The following is a 17,259-nucleotide window of genomic DNA, read 5'->3' on the forward strand; positions in this document are numbered from 1 at the left end:
AGACGCCGGGCCAACCGCCTGCTCAGAATGGTGGTTACCGTAAAAGATCGCAGCCTTCGGCAGCTCCTACAGGTGTACACCGGTCCCATGTAGGAGCTGCCGAAGGCTGCGATCTTTTGATCTTTTTTACATCACCGCAAACCTCCATCTTCCGCTAGTCTTGCTCAATCCTGGAAGGAGCTGCTCTATGTTCGAATCCGCCGAAATCGGTCATGCCATCGACAAAGAAACCTATGACGCCGAAGTGCCCGCTCTGCGAGAAGCCTTGCTCGAAGCGCAGTTCGAACTTCGCCAGCAACACCGCTTTCCCGTCATCGTTCTGATCAACGGCATCGAAGGGGCCGGCAAGGGCGAGACGGTCAAGTTGCTCAACGAATGGATGGACCCGCGCTTGATCGAGGTCCGCACCTTCGACCAGCAGACCGACGAAGAGCTGGCACGCCCGCCAGCCTGGCGATACTGGCGGATGCTTCCGGCCAAGGGCCGCATGGGGATTTTCTTCGGCAACTGGTACAGCCAGATGCTGCAGGGACGGGTTCATGGCCTGTTCAAGGATCCGCGACTCGATCAAAGCATCAACGGGGCCGAGCGGTTGGAGAAGATGCTCTGCGACGAAGGCGCGCTGATCTTCAAGTTCTGGTTTCACCTCTCCAAAAAACAAATGAAAGCGCGGCTCAAGGCGCTGGCTGACGATCCGCTGCACAGTTGGCGCATCAGCCCGCTGGACTGGCAACAGTCCCAAACGTACGACAGGTTTGTGAAGTACGGCGAACGTATATTGCGCCGCACCAGCCGCGACTATGCGCCGTGGCATGTGATCGCCGGCGTGGACGCGCACTATCGCAGTCTGACGGTCGGCAAGATCCTGCTCGAAGGTCTGCAGACTGCGCTGAAGAGGCCCAGGATTCACCCGCACAAAGTCAGCGCAGCGCCCTTGTTCCCCAGTGTCGATCAAGTCAATCTGCTCGATAGCCTGGACCTGACCCAGCAGCTGGACAAGGACGATTACGAAGAGCAACTGATTACCGAGCAAGCACGCTTTTCCGGGCTGATGCGCGACAAACGCATGCGTCGCCACGCGTTGATCGCGGTGTTCGAAGGCAACGACGCGGCAGGCAAGGGCGGGGCAATCCGTCGGGTGGCCGCGGCGCTCGATCCACGCCAGTACGACATCATTCCGATCGCCGCGCCGACCGAGGACGAACGGGCGCAACCGTATCTCTGGCGGTTCTGGCGGCATATTCCGGCCCGGGGAAAATTCACCGTGTTCGACCGTTCCTGGTATGGCCGGGTGTTGGTGGAACGCATCGAAGGCTTTTGCAGCAAGGCGGACTGGATGCGCGCCTATGGCGAGATCAACGACTTCGAAGAGCAGATCGCCGATGCCGGAGTGATCGTGGTCAAGTTCTGGCTGGCCATCGACAAACAGACTCAGATGGAGCGTTTCCAGGAGCGCAAAGAGATCCCCTTCAAGCGCTTCAAAATCACTGAAGACGACTGGCGCAATCGCGACAAATGGGACGATTACCGCGCCGCCGTCGGCGATATGGTCGATCGCACCAGCACCGAGATATCGCCGTGGACTCTGGTGGAAGCCAACGACAAGCGCTGGGCGCGGGTCAAGGTTCTGCGCACCATTAACCAGGCGCTGGAAGAGGCCTTCGAAAAGTCCGACAAACGCGAGAAAAAACTGCAAAAGCGCAAGCGCTGAACCGATGGCTACGCATACGCGGGGTGAATGATTGTCGCGGTCAGTCATAGGGTGGACTTATGCTCGGTCCAACTCCTGACTCACAACAACAATGAGGTGTATGTCATGCGTGAAGTGGTGATCGTCGACAGCGTACGGACCGGCCTGGCCAAATCCTTTCGCGGCAAGTTCAACATGACCCGTCCGGACGATATGGCGGCCCACTGTGTCAACGCGCTGCTCACGCGCAATGACGTCGACCCGGCCAGCGTCGAAGATTGCATCGTCGGCGCCGGCTCCAACGAAGGCGCCCAGGGCTTCAACATTGGCCGCAACGTCGCGGTGCTGTCGCACCTGGGCATCGGCACGGGCGGCATGACGCTTAACCGCTTCTGTTCGTCGGGCTTGCAGGCCATCGCCATTGCCGCCAATCAGATTGCCTCGGGGTGCAGCGACATTATTGTCGCTGGCGGCGTCGAGTCGATCAGTCTGACCATGAAAAGCGTCAACACCGACAACCTGATCAACCCGCTGCTGAAAGAGCAGGTGCCGGGAATTTATTTCCCCATGGGCCAGACCGCCGAGATCGTCGCGCGTCGTTACGATGTCAGTCGCCAAGAGCAGGATTTATACGCTCTGCAAAGTCAGCAGCGTACCGCCCTGGCGCAGGCCACCGGGTTGTTCAACGATGAAATCGTACCAATGGCGGTGAAGTATCGCGTTGAGGACAAGGTCACCGGCCAGGTGCAGATACTCGACGGCATCGTCGATCACGACGACTGCAACCGCCCGGACACTACGCTGCAAAGCCTGGCCGGGTTGAAACCGGTGTTTGCCGAAGACGGCTCGGTGACCGCCGGCAACTCGTCGCAACTGTCCGATGGCGCTTCGATGACCCTGGTGATGAGCCTGGAGAAAGCCCTGGCGCTGGGGCTCAAGCCCAAAGCCTTCTTCCGCGGTTTTGCCGTGGCCGGGTGCCAGCCGGACGAAATGGGCATCGGCCCGGTGTTCTCGGTGCCGAAGTTGCTCAAGGCCAAGGGGTTGCAGGTTGCCGACATTGATCTGTGGGAGCTCAACGAAGCGTTCGCCTCGCAATGCCTGTACAGCCGCAATCGGCTGGAAATCGACAACGACAAATACAACGTCAATGGCGGTTCGATTGCCATCGGCCATCCGTTCGGCATGACCGGTTCGCGTCAGGTCGGGCACATCGTGCGAGAGTTGCAGCGGCGTAACCTGCGGTACGGCATCGTCACCATGTGCGTGGGGGGCGGGATGGGGGCTACCGGGTTGTTTGAGGCGGTGCGGTAAGCACCCTGATTATGTAGAGACTGTTGCATTGCTATCGCGGGCAAGCCCGCTCCCACAGTAATTGGCGGCGATCACAAATACAGCGAACGCCACAAACCCTGTGGGAGCGGGCTTGCCCGCGATGCAGGCGCCACGGTTTACCGGCTCATGCACAAGAACTGCATCCGCTCGACATACGCCTGAATTTCACGCATCGCTGCCTCCCGGTTTTCAAACGGCCCCTCCAGCGTGTGCTCCCGCGTGGTGAAATACAGCTCTCCATTCACACGACACAAGCGGTCACAGCGAAAGTGGGTGGCGGGGGCGTTGTCTTGGGCGCGCATGCCGTACATGGGCGATCTCCTGCGGGTGACGGTTTCAATGAGCTTATGCATGAACCACTTGCCCCGCCTGGCCACCTGATCGACGGCATATCGTCAACTTTATGCTGCGACCTGCACAGTTTCATTCGCGGCCCGTTGGCAACTGTCCCTGTGTCGCGCCCCGGTCTGAGCCTAGAATGACCGATTTCGCCAATCGGCTTTGGGGTCAGCATGCATATTTCATCGGGTCGCTGGGTTTATGGTCTGTGCCTGGCCTTGCTGACTGCGTTGCTGTGGGGAATCCTGCCGATCAAGCTCAAGCAAGTACTGCTGGTGATGGACCCGGTGACGGTGACCTGGTTTCGCCTGCTGGTGTCCGGCGGTTGCCTGTTCATTTATCTGGCAGCGACCAAACGCCTGCCGAGTCGCAAAGTTCTCGGCCCGCGCGGTGGCTGGCTGGTGTTGATGGCGGTACTCGGACTGGTCGGCAACTACGTGCTGTACCTGATGGGCCTGAACCTGCTCAGCCCCGGTACCGCGCAGCTGGTGGTGCAAATGGGCCCGATCATGTTGCTGATCGCCAGTCTGTTCGTGTTCAAGGAACGGTTCAGCGTGGGGCAGGGGATTGGCCTGTTGGTGCTGCTGATCGGCTTTGCGCTCTTTTTCAATCAGCGCTTGAGTGAGTTGCTCACCTCCCTGACCGATTACACCGCCGGTGTGCTGATGGTGCTGTTGGCGTCCACGGTCTGGACCTTCTATGCCTTGGGCCAGAAGCAGTTGCTCACGGTGTGGAATTCGTTGCAGGTGATGATGGTGATTTACCTGTTCTGCGCGCTGTTGCTGACGCCATGGGTGCATCCGCTGGAGGCGCTGCAACTGAGCCCGCTGCAAGGCTGGCTGCTACTGGCGTGCTGTTTGAACACGTTGATCGCTTATGGCGCCTTTGCCGAAGCGTTGGCCCATTGGGAGGCTTCGCGGGTCAGTGCGACGCTGGCGATCACACCGCTGGTGACCTTTGCCGCCGTGGCCGTTGCCGCGTGGTTATGGCCGGAGTATGTGCATGCCGAGCAGATCAATGGCCTGGGTTATGGCGGGGCGGTGTTGGTGGTGCTTGGGTCGGCGCTGGTGGCGTTGGGGCCATCGTTGATGGCGGGGCTTCGTGCCCGGCGGGTGCGGATGGCGGCCAGTTAGACCGCGTTATCGTTCATCGCGGGCAAGCCACGCTCCCACAGGTTTTGCGTCGATCACAATATTCGGGATCGACACAAAACCTGTGGGAGCGTGGCTTGCCCGCGAAGACTGACTGTCAGGCACTAAATCACTTTCAGATTCACCCCTGTTTGCCAGCCTCCAACATGTCCTCCGGCCTTACCCAGGTATCAAACTCTTCATCCGTTAGATACCCCAGCTGCAACGCCGCCTCGCGCAAGGTCAGCCCCTCGCTGTAAGCCTTCTTGGCAATCTCGGCCGATTTGTCGTAGCCAATATGCGGATTCAGCGCCGTCACCAGCATCAAACCTCGCTCCAGATGCTCAGCCATTTTCTCGGCATCCGGTTCCAGCCCGGCGATGCAATGCTGCTGGAAGTTACTGCAACCATCGCCCAGCAATCGGATCGATTGCAGCAGGTTGTGGATGATCACCGGTTTGAACACATTCAATTGCAGGTGGCCCTGACTGGCCGCAAAACCGATGGCAACGTCGTTGCCCAATACCTGACAGGCCAGCATCGACAGCGCTTCGCACTGAGTCGGGTTGACCTTGCCGGGCATGATCGAGCTGCCGGGCTCATTGGCCGGCAGTTTCACTTCGGCAAACCCTGCTCGCGGCCCGGAGCCCAACAGACGCAGGTCGTTGGCGATTTTCATCAGGGTCACGGCAAGGGTTTTCAGGGCGCCGGAGAGGGTGACCAACGGTTCGTGACCGGCCAGGGCGGCGAATTTGTTGTGGGCGGTGACGAACGGCAGGCCGGAAAGGGCGGCCAGTTCAGCAGCGATCGCTTCGCCAAAACCGTGGGGCGAGTTCAATCCGGTGCCGACCGCAGTGCCGCCCTGAGCCAGCTCACAGACGGCCGGCAACGCGCTGCGGATCGCCCGCTCGGCGTAATCCAGTTGTGCGATGAACGCCGAGAGTTCCTGGCCGAAGGTAATCGGCGTGGCGTCCATCATATGGGTACGACCGGTCTTGACCAGTTTCATGTGCCGTGCGGACAACTCCGCCAACCCGCCAGACAACTCGCTGATCGCCGGCAGCAAATGCTGTTGCACCGCCTTGGCCGTCGCGATGTGCATAGCCGTGGGGAAGCAATCGTTGGAACTCTGGGAACGGTTGACGTGATCGTTGGGGTGCACCGGACTCTTGCCGCCGCGCGGGTTGCCGGCCAGTTCGTTGGCGCGGCCGGCGATAACTTCGTTGACGTTCATGTTGCTCTGGGTGCCGCTGCCAGTCTGCCAGACCACTAACGGGAACTGCTCGTCGTGATCGCCGTCGAGCACTTCGTCAGCGGCTTGTTCGATCAGCCGGGCGATGTCAGCGGGCAGGTCGCCATTGCGATCATTGACCCGCGCCGCGGCTTTCTTGATCAGGGCCAGGGCGTGCAGCACCGCCAGCGGCATGCGCTCGTTGCCGATGGCGAAGTTGATCAGCGAGCGTTGCGTCTGAGCGCCCCAGTAAGCGTCATCCGGGACTTCCACCTGGCCCAGGCTGTCGGTTTCGATACGGCTCATCATGCACACTCCCGTAGGTCTGATAGCGCAGTTTAGGCCGTGATCGTCGGCCGTGGTTCCATCAGTCTGGAATTTGACCGTTCAACCCCTCTAAATCAGGCGCGACAAGGCTTGGGGTTGAGTGACACACTTTTTTAGGTGCAGAATGGACGCCCTTGAGGTTTTGCCTCGCCTGCTAGAAAAGGAAACTCGATGACTCGTCTTCGTGCCATCTGTACCGCGGTTGCACTGGTTTGCGCCAGCGGCCAGGTTTTTGCCGATACCGCCAGCCACAACGCCAGTGCCGAAGCTTTCCTGACCCTGGCGCACGCTGACAAATTGGGCACTCCGGTGTACATGCAAGTGCAGCAAATGTTCGCTCAGCGCTTTGAACAGACCAAAGCCCCTGAATCGAAAAAAGCCCTGCTGGAAACTTACCAGGCCAAGGCCAACGCCGCTCTGGACGCAGCCATTGGCTGGAACAAGCTGAAGCCGGACATGGTCAAGCTTTACACCACCAATTTCAGCGAATCCGAGCTCAAGGATCTGGTTGCGTTCTACAAGTCGCCACTGGGCAAGAAAGTCCTGGAAAAAATGCCGCAGCTGACTCAGCAATCGGCCCAGATGACTCAAGCCAAGCTGGAAAGCGCGGTGCCTGTAGTCAACAAACTGCTGGCTGACATGACGGCCGAGCTGGAGCCTAAAGGCGCCGCTGCTCCTGCCAAGAAAAAGCCTTAAGCGGAGTTCGGGATGACCATGCAACAACGCATCGAATCGACACTCGGACTGCTACAGCCCGAGCATCTGCAAGTGCTGGATGAAAGCCACATGCACAGCCGTGGGTTACAGACCCACTTCAAGGCGGTGGTGGTCAGCCAGCAGTTCGAAGGCCTCAATCGCGTCAAGCGTCACCAGAAGGTGTATGGCACTTTGGGCGAACTGATGGGCGAGTTCCATGCGTTGGCGCTGCATACCTACACGCCGGAAGAATGGGCACAGATCGACGCGGCTCCGGCCTCGCCGACCTGTGCTGGTGGCAGCAAACATTAAGCAGATCAAAAGATCGCAGCCTGCGGCAGCTCCTACAGGGTTGCGCAAGGCCGTGCTTTTGTAGGAGCTGCCGAAGGCTGCGATCTTGGCCATCTAAAGCCAATCGCTGCTGTTTTTTGCTAGAATCCGCAACGCGCCGCTCACCCGGCGCGTTTTTTTTCGCATCCGGTTCACCCCTTACGAGGGTAGCCACCTGGAGAATTACCCATGACACAACAGATTGTCGTGGCGGCACTGTATAAGTTCGTCACCCTGGAAGATTACGTCGCCCTGCGCGAGCCGTTGCTGCAAGCAATGGTCGACAACGGCATCAAAGGCACGCTGCTGATTGCCGAAGAAGGCATCAACGGCACCGTGTCCGGTAGCCGCGAAGGCATTGACGGGCTGATGGCGTGGCTCAAGAACGACCCACGCATGGACGACATCGACCACAAAGAGTCGTACTGCGACGAGCAGCCGTTCTATCGCACCAAGGTCAAACTCAAGAAAGAAATCGTCACCCTCGGCGTCGAAGGCGTGGACCCGAACAAAAAGGTCGGCACCTATGTGGATCCGCAGAACTGGAACGCGCTGATCAGCGATCCTGAAGTGCTGTTGATCGACACCCGTAACGACTATGAAGTCTCGATCGGCACCTTCGAAGGCGCCATCGATCCGAAGACCACCAGTTTTCGCGAATTCCCTGACTACATCAAAGCCAATTTCGACCCGGCCGTGCACAAGAAAGTCGCGATGTTCTGCACCGGCGGCATTCGCTGCGAAAAGGCCTCGAGCTACATGCTCAACCAGGGTTTCGACGAGGTTTATCACCTCAAGGGCGGCATTCTGAAGTACCTCGAAGAGGTGCCGCAGGAAGAAACCAAATGGCAGGGCGACTGCTTCGTGTTCGATAACCGCGTGACCGTTCGTCACGATCTCAGCGAAGGCGACTACGATCAATGTCATGCCTGTCGTACGCCCGTCAGTGTGGAAGACCGTGCATCCGAGCATTACGTGGCTGGCATCAGTTGCCCGCATTGCTGGGATAAGCTGAGCGAGAAAACCCGTCGCAGTGCCATCGACCGGCAGAAGCAGATCGAACTGGCCAAGGCGCGCAACATGCCGCACCCGATCGGTTACAACTACAAGCAAACTCCTTCCGAGGCTTGAACCATGTCTGCACGTCGCCTGCTCTATGTGATGGACCCGATGTGTTCCTGGTGCTGGGGTTTTGCGCCAGTGGCCAACGCGCTGGTCGAGCAGGCGCAGGCAGCGGGAGTGGACGTGCATCTGGTAGTCGGCGGTTTGCGCACCGGCAGTGGCTCAGCGCTGGAGCCGACTACCCGGCGCTACATCCTTGAGCATTGGCAGGCGGTCCACGAGGCCACCGGCCAACCGTTCAAGTTTGAAGGCGCGTTGCCCGACGGGTTTGTCTACGACACCGAGCCTGCATGTCGGGCGCTGGTGACGGCGCGCAGCCTGGCACCGGATTGCGCGTGGAAACTGCTCGGGTTGATCCAGCATGCGTTCTACGCCGAAGGTCGCGACGTTACCCACGCCAGCGTGTTGGTCGAGCTGGCAGAGCAGGCTGGTTTGCCGCGCATCGAGTTCGCTGCAGCCTTCGACCGTGCCGATCAGCACGCAGCCACCGCTGCTGATTTCACCTGGGTCCAGGACCTGGGCATTGCCGGTTTCCCAACCTTGCTGGCAGAGCGTGATGGTCAATTGGCGTTGCTGACCAATGGGTATCAGCCTCTGAGTGTGTTGTCACCGTTGCTCGGCCGCTGGCTGGAGCGCGCTGCCTGTGCATGATCTGCCCGACGACGTTCCAGCCCCTGCACGTGTCGACCGTCTGAGCTGGGCGGAAATCCGTCGCCTGGCCCTTCACCATAAAAAATCCTTGTGGATCGCTAACGGCGTCGCTGTATTGGCAACGCTGTGCAGCGTGCCGATCCCCTTGCTGTTGCCGTTGCTGGTCGACGAAGTGCTGCTGGGCCACGGCGACGCCGCGCTGAAAATCATGAACCTCGCGCTGCCTGACGTCTGGCAGAAAGCCGCGGGTTACATTGGCCTGATGCTGCTGGTGACTCTGGCACTACGCTGTGCGGCGTTGTTGTTCAACGTTGTGCAGGCGAAATTGTTTGCGGCGCTGGCCAAAGACATCGTGTATCGGATCCGGGTGCGGTTGATCGAGCGGCTCAAGTGCATCTCGTTGGGGGAATACGAAAGCCTGGGCAGCGGCACGGTGACCACGCACCTGGTGACCGACCTGGACACGCTGGACAAATTCGTCGGCGAAACCCTCAGTCGTTTCCTCGTGGCCATGCTGACGCTGGTGGGCACCGCCTCCATCCTGATGTGGATGCACTGGAAACTCGCGCTGCTGATCCTGCTGTTCAACCCGCTGGTGATCTATGCCACGGTGCAGTTGGGCAAGCGGGTCAAACACCTGAAGAAACTCGAGAACGACAGCACCTCGCGCTTCACCCAGGCCTTGACCGAAACCCTGGATGCCATCCAGGAGGTGCGCGCCGGTAATCGACAGGGCTTTTTCCTTGGACGGTTGGGGCAGCGAGCGCGGGAAGTACGCGATTACGCAGTGAACTCGCAATGGAAAACCGATGCATCGAACCGTGCCAGCGGCTTGCTGTTCCAGTTCGGTATCGATATTTTCCGTGCCGCGGCCATGCTCACTGTGCTGTTTTCCGACCTGTCCATCGGCCAGATGCTGGCCGTGTTCAGCTACCTGTGGTTCATGATCGGTCCGGTGGAACAGCTGCTCAACTTGCAGTACGCCTTTTACGCCGCTGGCGGTGCGCTGTCGCGGATCAACGAGTTGCTGGCCCGCGCTGACGAGCCGCAATACACCGGCAGTGTCGACCCGTTCCAGGGGCGCGACACGGTGGGCATCGAAGTTCAGGGGCTGAGTTTCGGCTACGGCGACGAGTTGGTGTTGAACCAAATGAACCTGTCGATTGCCCCCGGTGAAAAAGTCGCGATTGTCGGCGCCAGCGGGGGAGGGAAAAGCACCTTGGTGCAGTTGCTGCTCGGTTTGTACACGCCGCTGGCCGGCACCATCCGTTTCGGTGGTTCGACTCAGGAAGAGATCGGTCTGGAAACCGTGCGCGAAAATGTCGCCGTGGTCTTGCAGCATCCGGCACTGTTCAACGACACCGTGCGCGCCAACCTGACCATGGGCCGCGAACGCAGCGACGAAGCCTGCTGGCAGGCATTGGAAATTGCTCAACTGCACAACACGGTACGTGAATTGCCCAATGGCCTGGACAGTATTGTCGGGCGCTCCGGTGTGCGTTTATCCGGCGGGCAGCGTCAACGCCTGGCGATTGCGCGAATGGTGTTGGCCGAACCCAAGGTGGTGATCCTCGACGAGGCCACGTCCGCCCTGGACGCAGCCACCGAATACAACCTGCACCAGGCACTGGCGCGGTTCTTGAGCAACCGCACCACGCTGATCATTGCGCACCGGTTGTCTGCGGTGAAGCAGGCCGACCGGGTGCTGGTGTTCGATGGTGGGCAAGTTGCCGAGGATGGCGACCATCAGCAATTGATTGCTGATGGTGGGTTGTACGCCAAGCTTTATGGGCATTTGCAGCAGCACTAAATGAGGGCCACAGGACGCTCAGGGCGTTTTCCCCGGCAAGGATGAGCACATGAGGATGAAGCCCAGCCCCGAAGCGCTGGGACTATGCTGCTGTTGAGCATGAGCTTCCCCGGCTTGCCTAGAGTGAGAACCCATCCTAGTCTAGCGGTAGCGTTTTCGTCCGGACGACGATCGAGCAGTGTCAAGACAAGGGACCTCATGAAGCAAAAAAGGACTCTCGGAACCCCTCGGTTGTTGGGCATCGTCTGGCCTTTTATCGCCGTCGTGTTATTTCAGGCATTGTTGGGGGGCGTCAGTCTTTACGTTCTTTCGGCGGTTCGCAGCTACGTCGGTGGTGAAAGCCTGTGGTCCAAGGGCCAGAAAGACGCCATCTATTACCTCAATCTCTACGCCGACAGTCGCGACGAAACGATTTTTCTCAAATACCAGAACGCGATTGCGGTACCTCAGGGTGGCCATGAATTGCGTCTGGCGCTGGATCATCAGCCACCGAATATCGAGGCAGCGCGGATCGCGATCCTCAAGGGCGGCAACCACCCGGACGATGTCTCCAGCGTGATTTGGCTGTACCTCAATTTTCGGCACTTCAGCTACCTTGAAAAAGCCATCGACCTCTGGACGGTCGGTGACGCGTATCTGGTGCAACTCGATGATGTCGCACGGGAGATGCACCAGCGCATTGCCGATAGCCAGGCCACCGATGCCGACGTCAAACGCTGGAAAGACCAGATTTTCGCCATCAACGATGGCGTGACGCCCGCCGCCAAAGCGTTCAGCGATGCCTTGGGCGAAGGCTCGCGGGTGATTCTCCGGCTGCTGTTGGTGACGAACCTCGCCACTGCGCTGGGTCTGATTGTGTTGGCCTTGCTGCGCACTCATAAACTGCTCAAGCAACGCCATGCCTTCGCCGATGCCTTGCAGTTGGAGAAAGACCGGGCACAGATCACTCTGCAATCAATTGGCGACGGGGTGATCACCACGGATGTCGAGGGTGCGATCGCCTATATGAATCCGGCCGCCGAGGCCATGACTCACTGGAAGGCCGAACAGGCGGCGGGGTTGCCATTGGCGGCGCTGTTCAATCTGTTGGACGAGGACGCTCAGGCCGACGGCTTTACCTTGATCGAGCACATTTTGAGCGGTCAGCTCAGCGGTGGCAGCGAGCATTCCAAACTGATCCAGCGTCTGGATGGCAGCACGGTGTCGGTCACTCTGGTCGGCGCGCCAATCCGCAATACGGGCAAGGTCAGTGGCACCGTGCTGGTGCTGCACGACATGACTCAGGAGCGGCAGTACATCGCCAATTTGTCCTGGCAGGCGACCCATGACGCCCTGACCGGGCTGGCCAACCGCCGCGAATTCGAATATCGCCTCGAACAGGCCCTGCATAACCTGACGCGCCAGACGGGGCGTCATGCCTTGATGTTTCTCGATCTGGATCAATTCAAACTGGTCAACGACACCTGCGGTCATGCGGCGGGTGACGAGCTGTTGCGGCATATCTGTGCGTTGTTGCAATCGGGCTTGCGCGAAGGCGACACCCTGGCTCGATTGGGTGGCGACGAGTTCGGCATTCTGTTGGAAAACTGCGCGCCGGAAGCGGCCGAAAAAATCGCCGAAGTCCTGCGCCAGACCGTGCAGAACCTGCACTTTGTCTGGAAAGGCCGGCCGTTCGTGACCACCGTGAGTATCGGTCTGGTGCATGTGGCCCAGAGCCCGGTCACCCTCGAAGCTTCGCTGCGGGCCGCTGACATGGCTTGTTATATGGCCAAGGAAAAGGGCCGCAACCGGGTTCAGGTCTATCACGCCGACGACTCGGAGCTGTCCCTGCGCTTTGGTGAGATGGCCTGGGTGCAGCGCCTGCATGTAGCGTTGGAAGAAGACCGCTTCTGCCTGTACGCCCAGGAAATCGCGCCCCTTGGCGCTGACGAACAGGGCCGCGGGCATATCGAAATCCTGCTGCGCCTGCATGACGAAGCGGGGCGCATGATTCTGCCGGACAGTTTCATCCCGGCCGCCGAGCGTTACGGTTTGATGACGTCGATTGACCGTTGGGTAGTGGAGAACGTTTTCAAAGTCATTGCCCAGTGCATCGCTGAAGAGCGCGAAGGACCGTTGGCCATGTGTGCGATAAATCTGTCAGGTACTACTATCGGAGATGAGGCGTTTCTGGACTTCCTTCGTGAACAGTTTGTTGCATATTCAATTCCGCCCGAAATGATTTGTTTTGAAATTACAGAAACCAGCGCGATTTCAAATCTGGGTAGTGCAATTAGATTTATTAATGAACTCAAAGGCTTAGGTTGTCATTTTTCGCTGGATGACTTTTGCGCCGGTATGTCCTCATTCGCTTACTTGAAACATTTACCTGTAGACTTCCTGAAGATCGACGGGAGTTTCGTAAAGGATATGCTGGACGACCCGATTAACCGCGCCATGGTCGAAGTGATCAATCACATCGGTCATGTCATGGGTAAGCGCACGATTGCCGAGTTCGTTGAAACACCTCAGATCGAGCAGGCATTGCTGGAGATCGGGGTGGATTACGCTCAAGGGTATGTGATTGAACGCCCGCATCTGTTTACCTGGGATAGTTTGCAAAGTCGTCCTGCCCGGCCCCGACCTTTGTTGTTCAAGGCGCCGGGCACGTTCCGTTGAAACTCTTGCTGATCTAAAAAATCACAATCAAAAGGAGCGCGACAGTGATCGACACATTCAACAGAACCGGACCACTCATGGAAGCTGCAAGTTATCCCGCCTGGGCTCAGCAACTGATCCAGGATTGCAGCGAGAGCAAGCGCCGGGTTGTCGGACACGAACTGTATCAACGCATGCGAGATAACAAACTCAGCGCAAAAACCATGCGTCAGTACCTTATTGGTGGCTGGCCGGTGGTCGAACAGTTCGCTTTATACATGGCACAGAACCTGACCAAGACCCGTTTTGCGCGCCACCCTGGCGAAGACATGGCGCGTCGCTGGCTGATGCGCAACATTCGCGTCGAATTGAACCATGCCGATTACTGGGTGCATTGGAGCCGTGCTCACGGTGTCAGCCTGGAAGATCTGCAAGCCCAACATGTGGCCCCTGAGCTTCACGCCTTGAGCCACTGGTGCTGGCACACCAGTTCGTCGGATTCGCTGATCGTGGCCATCGCCGCCACCAACTACGCCATCGAAGGGGCGACGGGGGAGTGGTCGGCCCTGGTTTGCTCCAATGGTGTCTACGCGGCTGCGTTCCCCGAGGAAGATCGCAAGCGGGCCATGAAGTGGTTGAAGATGCACGCCCAGTATGACGATGCCCATCCATGGGAAGCGCTGGAAATCATCTGCACCCTGGCGGGCATGAACCCGAGCAAAGCGCTGCAAGTGGAATTGCGCCAGGCTGTCTGCAAAAGTTACGACTACATGTATCTGTTCCTGGAACGTTGCATGCAGTTGGAGCTGGCAGTGAAAACCCCGGTAGTCCGTGAGCGGATGGAGTTGGCTGAAAGCTGATCTGAAGACTACGCAACACAACTGTGGGAGCGAGCGTGTGGCGAGGGGGCTTGCCCCCGTTGGGGCGCGAAGCACCCCCTAAAACCAGTCACCGCGATCTTGAGTTTAGAAAGCGGTGACCGGTTTTACGACTGCTTCGCAGTCGAACGGGGGCAAGCCCCCTCGCCACACAGGCTCGCTCCCACATTGTTATTCGGTGTTGCCCGGACTCAGCCCGCCATCGCAAGGCGGTTACGCCCCTCACGCTTGGCCACATACAACGCACTGTCGGCCCGTCGCAACAAACTCTCGGCAGACTCGCCGGGCAGCAGGGTCGAGCAACCGATGCTCACCGTCAGCTCGATCATCTTGCCCTCGGCCTCGTAGTCCTGAGCCTGCGTCGCAAACCGCAGTCGTTCACCGATCATGGCCGCAGCTTCCCGACTGGTGTTGGAAAGCAGGATCAGGAATTCTTCGCCACCAAACCGGAACACCATGTCGACGTTGCGCAGCTGGTTTTTGATTGAGGTTGCGACGGCCTTCAGCACTTCGTCGCCGGCGCTGTGCCCGTGGGTATCGTTGATGTGTTTGAAGTGATCGATGTCCAGCATCAACAGCGACAGGGGTTGCGAGTGTCGCCGCGACATCTCGATTTCCCGTTGCAGTGTCTGATCCATAGCGATGCGGTTGCCGGTATCGGTCAGCGGATCACGCAATGCACTTTGGGTTGCAGCTCGGTAGAGCAGGGCGTTTCGCATAGGGAAGAGCAGGGTCGACAACAGTGACTCCAGGTTGCCCTGTTCCTCTTCGCTGAAACGCTGATTGCGACGGAATACCAGCTCACCCAATTGCTCGCCTTCGTGGCTGAGGCTGTAGCTGATTGAATGATGACCCCGTGCACCGAATTGCAGGCGCAAATCGCTGGGCTGATGTTCGTAACTCAAGGCATCCAGCGGCACAATGCGCTGAATTTCACGGAAGAAAAGTCCGAGAATGCGTTGCGGCTCAAGACTGGTTTGCAGTTGCAGGCCCAGCGCTTGGCGCAACTGCGCAAGACTGATGGGCCGCTCCAGGAGGGGAGGCTGCTGACCAAAGCCCAGGCGTTGCAATTTGGCACTGTCGAAGTCAATTGCGTTGGTCTGGGAAGGTGATTTCATATGGCGTGAGCCCCTAAGCAGTAAGGCTGTCTTACAGGCTGGGTGAGAGCGGCTTTGGGCTGCGCGTCATTACTGGTCCATCAGTCCCGTAGGACATTTGGCACGAGTTTAGTCCGCTTTGCCGAAGATTAGGTAACCTCTCGGCTGAAGCTCCGCTTCTTCTGCTTTCACACGGCGTGTCTGAACAAAATTAGAGCGAAAGTCGTGCCATTCGGTTCAGTCGAATAAAAAGCTTTAAAAATCAAAATGCTGGAAGGTCATGCGAGAGGAGTTGCGGAGGGAGATGACATTTATTTGACTTGAAGCAGGGGTAGTTACCACCGAGTTTGAGTGCCGCGGCGGGAAGCCGTCGCGGCAGAAAAGCGACGCACGGGCGTTACTGAGCGTTGAACGCCTGACCATTGATGCCGGTACTGTCCGGACCCATCAGGTAGAGGTAGACCGGCATGATCTCCTCGGGTGTCGGGTTGTTCAGCGGGTTTTCACCGGGGTAGGCCTGAGCGCGCATGCTGGTGCGGGTAGCGCCGGGGTTGATGCTGTTGGAGCGCACCGGCGCCACTGTATCCACTTCGTCGGCCAGGGTTTGCATCAGGCCTTCGGTAGCAAATTTGGAAACGCCGTACGCGCCCCAGTACGCACGACCCTTGCGACCGACGCTGCTGGAGGTGAATACCACCGAGGCGTCCTGAGACAGCTTGAGCAGAGGCAGCAGGGTGCTGGTGAGCATGAACATGGCGTTGACGTTGACGTGCATGACGCGCATGAAGTTCTCGCCGGACAACTGCTCGATCGGTGTGCGCGGCCCGATGATCGAGGCGTTGTGCAGCAAGCCGTCGAGATGGCCGAACTCGGTCTCGATCATGGCTGCCAGTTCATCGTATTGATGAGGCAGTGCGGTTTCCAGATTGAACGGGATCACGGCGGGTTGTGGATGCCCGGCCGCTTCGATCTCGTCGTAGACCTGAGTCAGATTGGCTTCGGTCTTGCCCAGCAACAGCACGGTGGCGCCATGGGCGGCGTAGGTTTTTGCAGCGGCAGCACCGATGCCACGGCCAGCGCCGGTGACCAGGATGACCCGGTCCTTGAGCAATTCAGGGCGGGCGGAATAATCAAACATAAAAAACCTCACAAAAACAGAAGACAGATCGCGGCGCGGCCAATCGCGGGCAAGCCCGCTCCCACAGGATCCCGTTGTCGGGCAAAGAATGTGTGAACACTCTCGGTCCTTGTGGGAGCGGGCTTGCCCGCGAAGGCGTCATCATTCACGCCACATCCCCGGAGCTTGAAACCGGGTCTCAGCAGCTACAGAGGGCGCTATCCAGCACCTGGCGCAACTCCAGCGGATGATCGACCACCACATCCGCGCCCCAATGCCGCGGGTTATCGTCTGGATGAATATAGCCGTAGGTCACGGCAGCCGTTTTGGTGCCCGCATCGCGGCCGGACTCGATGTCCCGCAGGTCATCGCCCACAAACAGTACACTGGCCGGGTCCAGGTCGAGCATCTTGCACGCCAGGATCAACGGCTCCGGGTCCGGTTTGCTGTTCTTCACATGATCCGGGCAGATTAGCAGCGCCGAACGTTCAGCCAGCCCCAGTTGCTGCATGATCGGCTCGGCGAAGCGCAGCGGCTTGTTGGTGACCACGCCCCAGATCAGGTTGGCCTTCTCGATGTCGGCCAGCAATTCGCCCATGCCGTCGAAGAGCTTGCTGTGAACCGCGCAACCTTTGACATAGCGCTCCAGAAACTCCAGGCGCAGCTCCTCGAAACCCGGCGATTCCGGGTCCATGGAGAAGGTCACCGCGACCATCGCCTTGGCACCGCCGGAGATCTCGTCACGGATGTGTTTGTCGTTCATCGGCGGCAAACCACGATCAGCGCGCATCGCCTGGCAGATGGCGATGAAATCCGGCGCGGTGTCGAGCAGGGTGCCGTCCATGTCGAAAAGGACTGCTCTGATACGCATC

15 protein-coding genes are annotated in these 17,259 nt (G+C 58.9%); 10 read left to right on the forward strand and 5 right to left on the reverse strand.

Annotated elements, in window-relative coordinates:
- Positions 1-187: 187 nt before the first annotated feature.
- Positions 188-1,711, forward strand: a complete 1,524-nt coding sequence (gene pap, locus JFU11_RS11665) for a polyphosphate:AMP phosphotransferase (RefSeq protein ID WP_123723126.1) — start codon at positions 188-190, stop codon at positions 1,709-1,711.
- Positions 1,712-1,816: 105 nt separating this feature from the next.
- Complete coding sequence (locus tag JFU11_RS11670; protein WP_123723127.1) at positions 1,817-3,001, forward strand: thiolase family protein; 1,185 nt, start codon at positions 1,817-1,819, stop codon at positions 2,999-3,001.
- A 137-nt stretch (positions 3,002-3,138) separates the two neighbouring features.
- Here JFU11_RS11670 and JFU11_RS11675 read toward each other — a convergent pair whose 3' ends face one another.
- Positions 3,139-3,333 (reverse strand): DUF6316 family protein, encoded by a 195-nt coding sequence (locus JFU11_RS11675; RefSeq protein ID WP_123723128.1) that lies wholly within the window; start codon positions 3,331-3,333, stop codon positions 3,139-3,141.
- A gap of 201 nt (positions 3,334-3,534) precedes the next feature.
- Between JFU11_RS11675 and JFU11_RS11680 the strand changes: the two genes are divergently transcribed.
- Positions 3,535-4,494, forward strand: a complete 960-nt coding sequence (locus tag JFU11_RS11680; protein WP_123723129.1) for a DMT family transporter — start codon at positions 3,535-3,537, stop codon at positions 4,492-4,494.
- Positions 4,495-4,633: 139 nt separating this feature from the next.
- Here the strand turns inward: JFU11_RS11680 and JFU11_RS11685 are convergent, their stop codons facing one another.
- Complete coding sequence (locus tag JFU11_RS11685; protein ID WP_123723130.1) at positions 4,634-6,028, reverse strand: class II fumarate hydratase; 1,395 nt, start codon at positions 6,026-6,028, stop codon at positions 4,634-4,636.
- Between the two features lie 192 nt (positions 6,029-6,220).
- Between JFU11_RS11685 and JFU11_RS11690 the strand changes: the two genes are divergently transcribed.
- The 7 genes from JFU11_RS11690 to JFU11_RS11720 all read left to right on the forward strand — a co-directional run bounded on the left by JFU11_RS11690 (position 6,221) and on the right by JFU11_RS11720 (position 14,155).
- Positions 6,221-6,745, forward strand: a complete 525-nt coding sequence (locus JFU11_RS11690) for a DUF2059 domain-containing protein (protein ID WP_201060663.1) — start codon at positions 6,221-6,223, stop codon at positions 6,743-6,745.
- 12 nt (positions 6,746-6,757) lie between these two features.
- The gene (locus tag JFU11_RS11695) at positions 6,758-7,057 is read left to right on the forward strand and encodes a BolA family protein (protein ID WP_052964137.1); all 300 of its coding nucleotides are present in this window, start codon (positions 6,758-6,760) and stop codon (positions 7,055-7,057) included.
- A 207-nt stretch (positions 7,058-7,264) separates the two neighbouring features.
- Entirely contained in the window at positions 7,265-8,206 is a 942-nt protein-coding gene (locus JFU11_RS11700) for a rhodanese-related sulfurtransferase (protein WP_008005914.1), read from the forward strand.
- 39 nt (positions 8,207-8,245) lie between these two features.
- Positions 8,246-8,848 (forward strand): DsbA family protein, encoded by a 603-nt coding sequence (locus JFU11_RS11705; protein WP_187326510.1) that lies wholly within the window; start codon positions 8,246-8,248, stop codon positions 8,846-8,848.
- Positions 8,841-10,658 carry an ABC transporter ATP-binding protein gene (locus JFU11_RS11710; protein ID WP_123723132.1) on the forward strand — a complete coding sequence of 606 codons (1,818 nt, stop codon included), beginning with the start codon at positions 8,841-8,843 and terminating at the stop codon, positions 10,656-10,658. The genes JFU11_RS11705 and JFU11_RS11710 overlap by 8 nt, the downstream gene beginning before the upstream one ends.
- 198 nt (positions 10,659-10,856) lie before the next feature.
- Positions 10,857-13,316, forward strand: coding sequence for an EAL domain-containing protein (locus JFU11_RS11715; protein WP_201060664.1), 2,460 nt, complete (start codon positions 10,857-10,859; stop codon positions 13,314-13,316).
- Between the two features lie 44 nt (positions 13,317-13,360).
- On the forward strand, positions 13,361-14,155 hold the full coding sequence (locus JFU11_RS11720) for an iron-containing redox enzyme family protein (protein ID WP_123723134.1): 795 nt from the start codon (positions 13,361-13,363) through the stop codon (positions 14,153-14,155).
- A 209-nt stretch (positions 14,156-14,364) separates the two neighbouring features.
- On the opposite strand, the gene JFU11_RS11725 is transcribed toward JFU11_RS11720, so the two are convergent.
- From JFU11_RS11725 to mupP, 3 genes are all read right to left on the reverse strand, one after another.
- Positions 14,365-15,291, reverse strand: a complete 927-nt coding sequence (locus JFU11_RS11725; protein ID WP_201060666.1) for a GGDEF domain-containing protein — start codon at positions 15,289-15,291, stop codon at positions 14,365-14,367.
- 376 nt (positions 15,292-15,667) lie between these two features.
- Positions 15,668-16,408, reverse strand: coding sequence for a YciK family oxidoreductase (locus JFU11_RS11730; RefSeq protein ID WP_007899713.1), 741 nt, complete (start codon positions 16,406-16,408; stop codon positions 15,668-15,670).
- 178 nt (positions 16,409-16,586) lie between these two features.
- Positions 16,587-17,258 carry an N-acetylmuramic acid 6-phosphate phosphatase MupP gene (gene mupP, locus JFU11_RS11735; RefSeq protein ID WP_123723136.1) on the reverse strand — a complete coding sequence of 224 codons (672 nt, stop codon included), beginning with the start codon at positions 17,256-17,258 and terminating at the stop codon, positions 16,587-16,589.
- Between the last annotated feature and the right edge of the window lies 1 nt (position 17,259).

Origin of the sequence: Pseudomonas sp. TH37 (genome assembly GCF_016650735.1) — a bacterium.
In the GTDB taxonomy this organism is placed as follows: Bacteria; Pseudomonadota; Gammaproteobacteria; order Pseudomonadales; family Pseudomonadaceae; genus Aquipseudomonas; species Aquipseudomonas farris.

What these genes read in the sequence shown, in the direction of transcription:
- JFU11_RS11690 (WP_201060663.1), top strand. Translation starts at nt 6,221, where the DNA reads ATGACTCGTCTTCGTGCCATCTGTACCGCGGTTGCACTGGTTTGCGCC.
- JFU11_RS11680 (WP_123723129.1), top strand. Translation starts at nt 3,535, where the DNA reads ATGCATATTTCATCGGGTCGCTGGGTTTATGGTCTGTGCCTGGCCTTG.
- JFU11_RS11730 (WP_007899713.1), bottom strand. Translation starts at nt 16,408, where the DNA reads ATGTTTGATTATTCCGCCCGCCCTGAATTGCTCAAGGACCGGGTCATC.
- JFU11_RS11695 (WP_052964137.1), top strand. Translation starts at nt 6,758, where the DNA reads ATGACCATGCAACAACGCATCGAATCGACACTCGGACTGCTACAGCCC.
- JFU11_RS11670 (WP_123723127.1), top strand. Translation starts at nt 1,817, where the DNA reads ATGCGTGAAGTGGTGATCGTCGACAGCGTACGGACCGGCCTGGCCAAA.
- mupP (WP_123723136.1), bottom strand. Translation starts at nt 17,258, where the DNA reads ATGCGTATCAGAGCAGTCCTTTTCGACATGGACGGCACCCTGCTCGAC.
- JFU11_RS11685 (WP_123723130.1), bottom strand. Translation starts at nt 6,028, where the DNA reads ATGAGCCGTATCGAAACCGACAGCCTGGGCCAGGTGGAAGTCCCGGAT.
- JFU11_RS11725 (WP_201060666.1), bottom strand. Translation starts at nt 15,291, where the DNA reads ATGAAATCACCTTCCCAGACCAACGCAATTGACTTCGACAGTGCCAAA.
- JFU11_RS11705 (WP_187326510.1), top strand. Translation starts at nt 8,246, where the DNA reads ATGTGTTCCTGGTGCTGGGGTTTTGCGCCAGTGGCCAACGCGCTGGTC.
- pap (WP_123723126.1), top strand. Translation starts at nt 188, where the DNA reads ATGTTCGAATCCGCCGAAATCGGTCATGCCATCGACAAAGAAACCTAT.
- JFU11_RS11715 (WP_201060664.1), top strand. Translation starts at nt 10,857, where the DNA reads ATGAAGCAAAAAAGGACTCTCGGAACCCCTCGGTTGTTGGGCATCGTC.
- JFU11_RS11675 (WP_123723128.1), bottom strand. Translation starts at nt 3,333, where the DNA reads ATGTACGGCATGCGCGCCCAAGACAACGCCCCCGCCACCCACTTTCGC.
- JFU11_RS11700 (WP_008005914.1), top strand. Translation starts at nt 7,265, where the DNA reads ATGACACAACAGATTGTCGTGGCGGCACTGTATAAGTTCGTCACCCTG.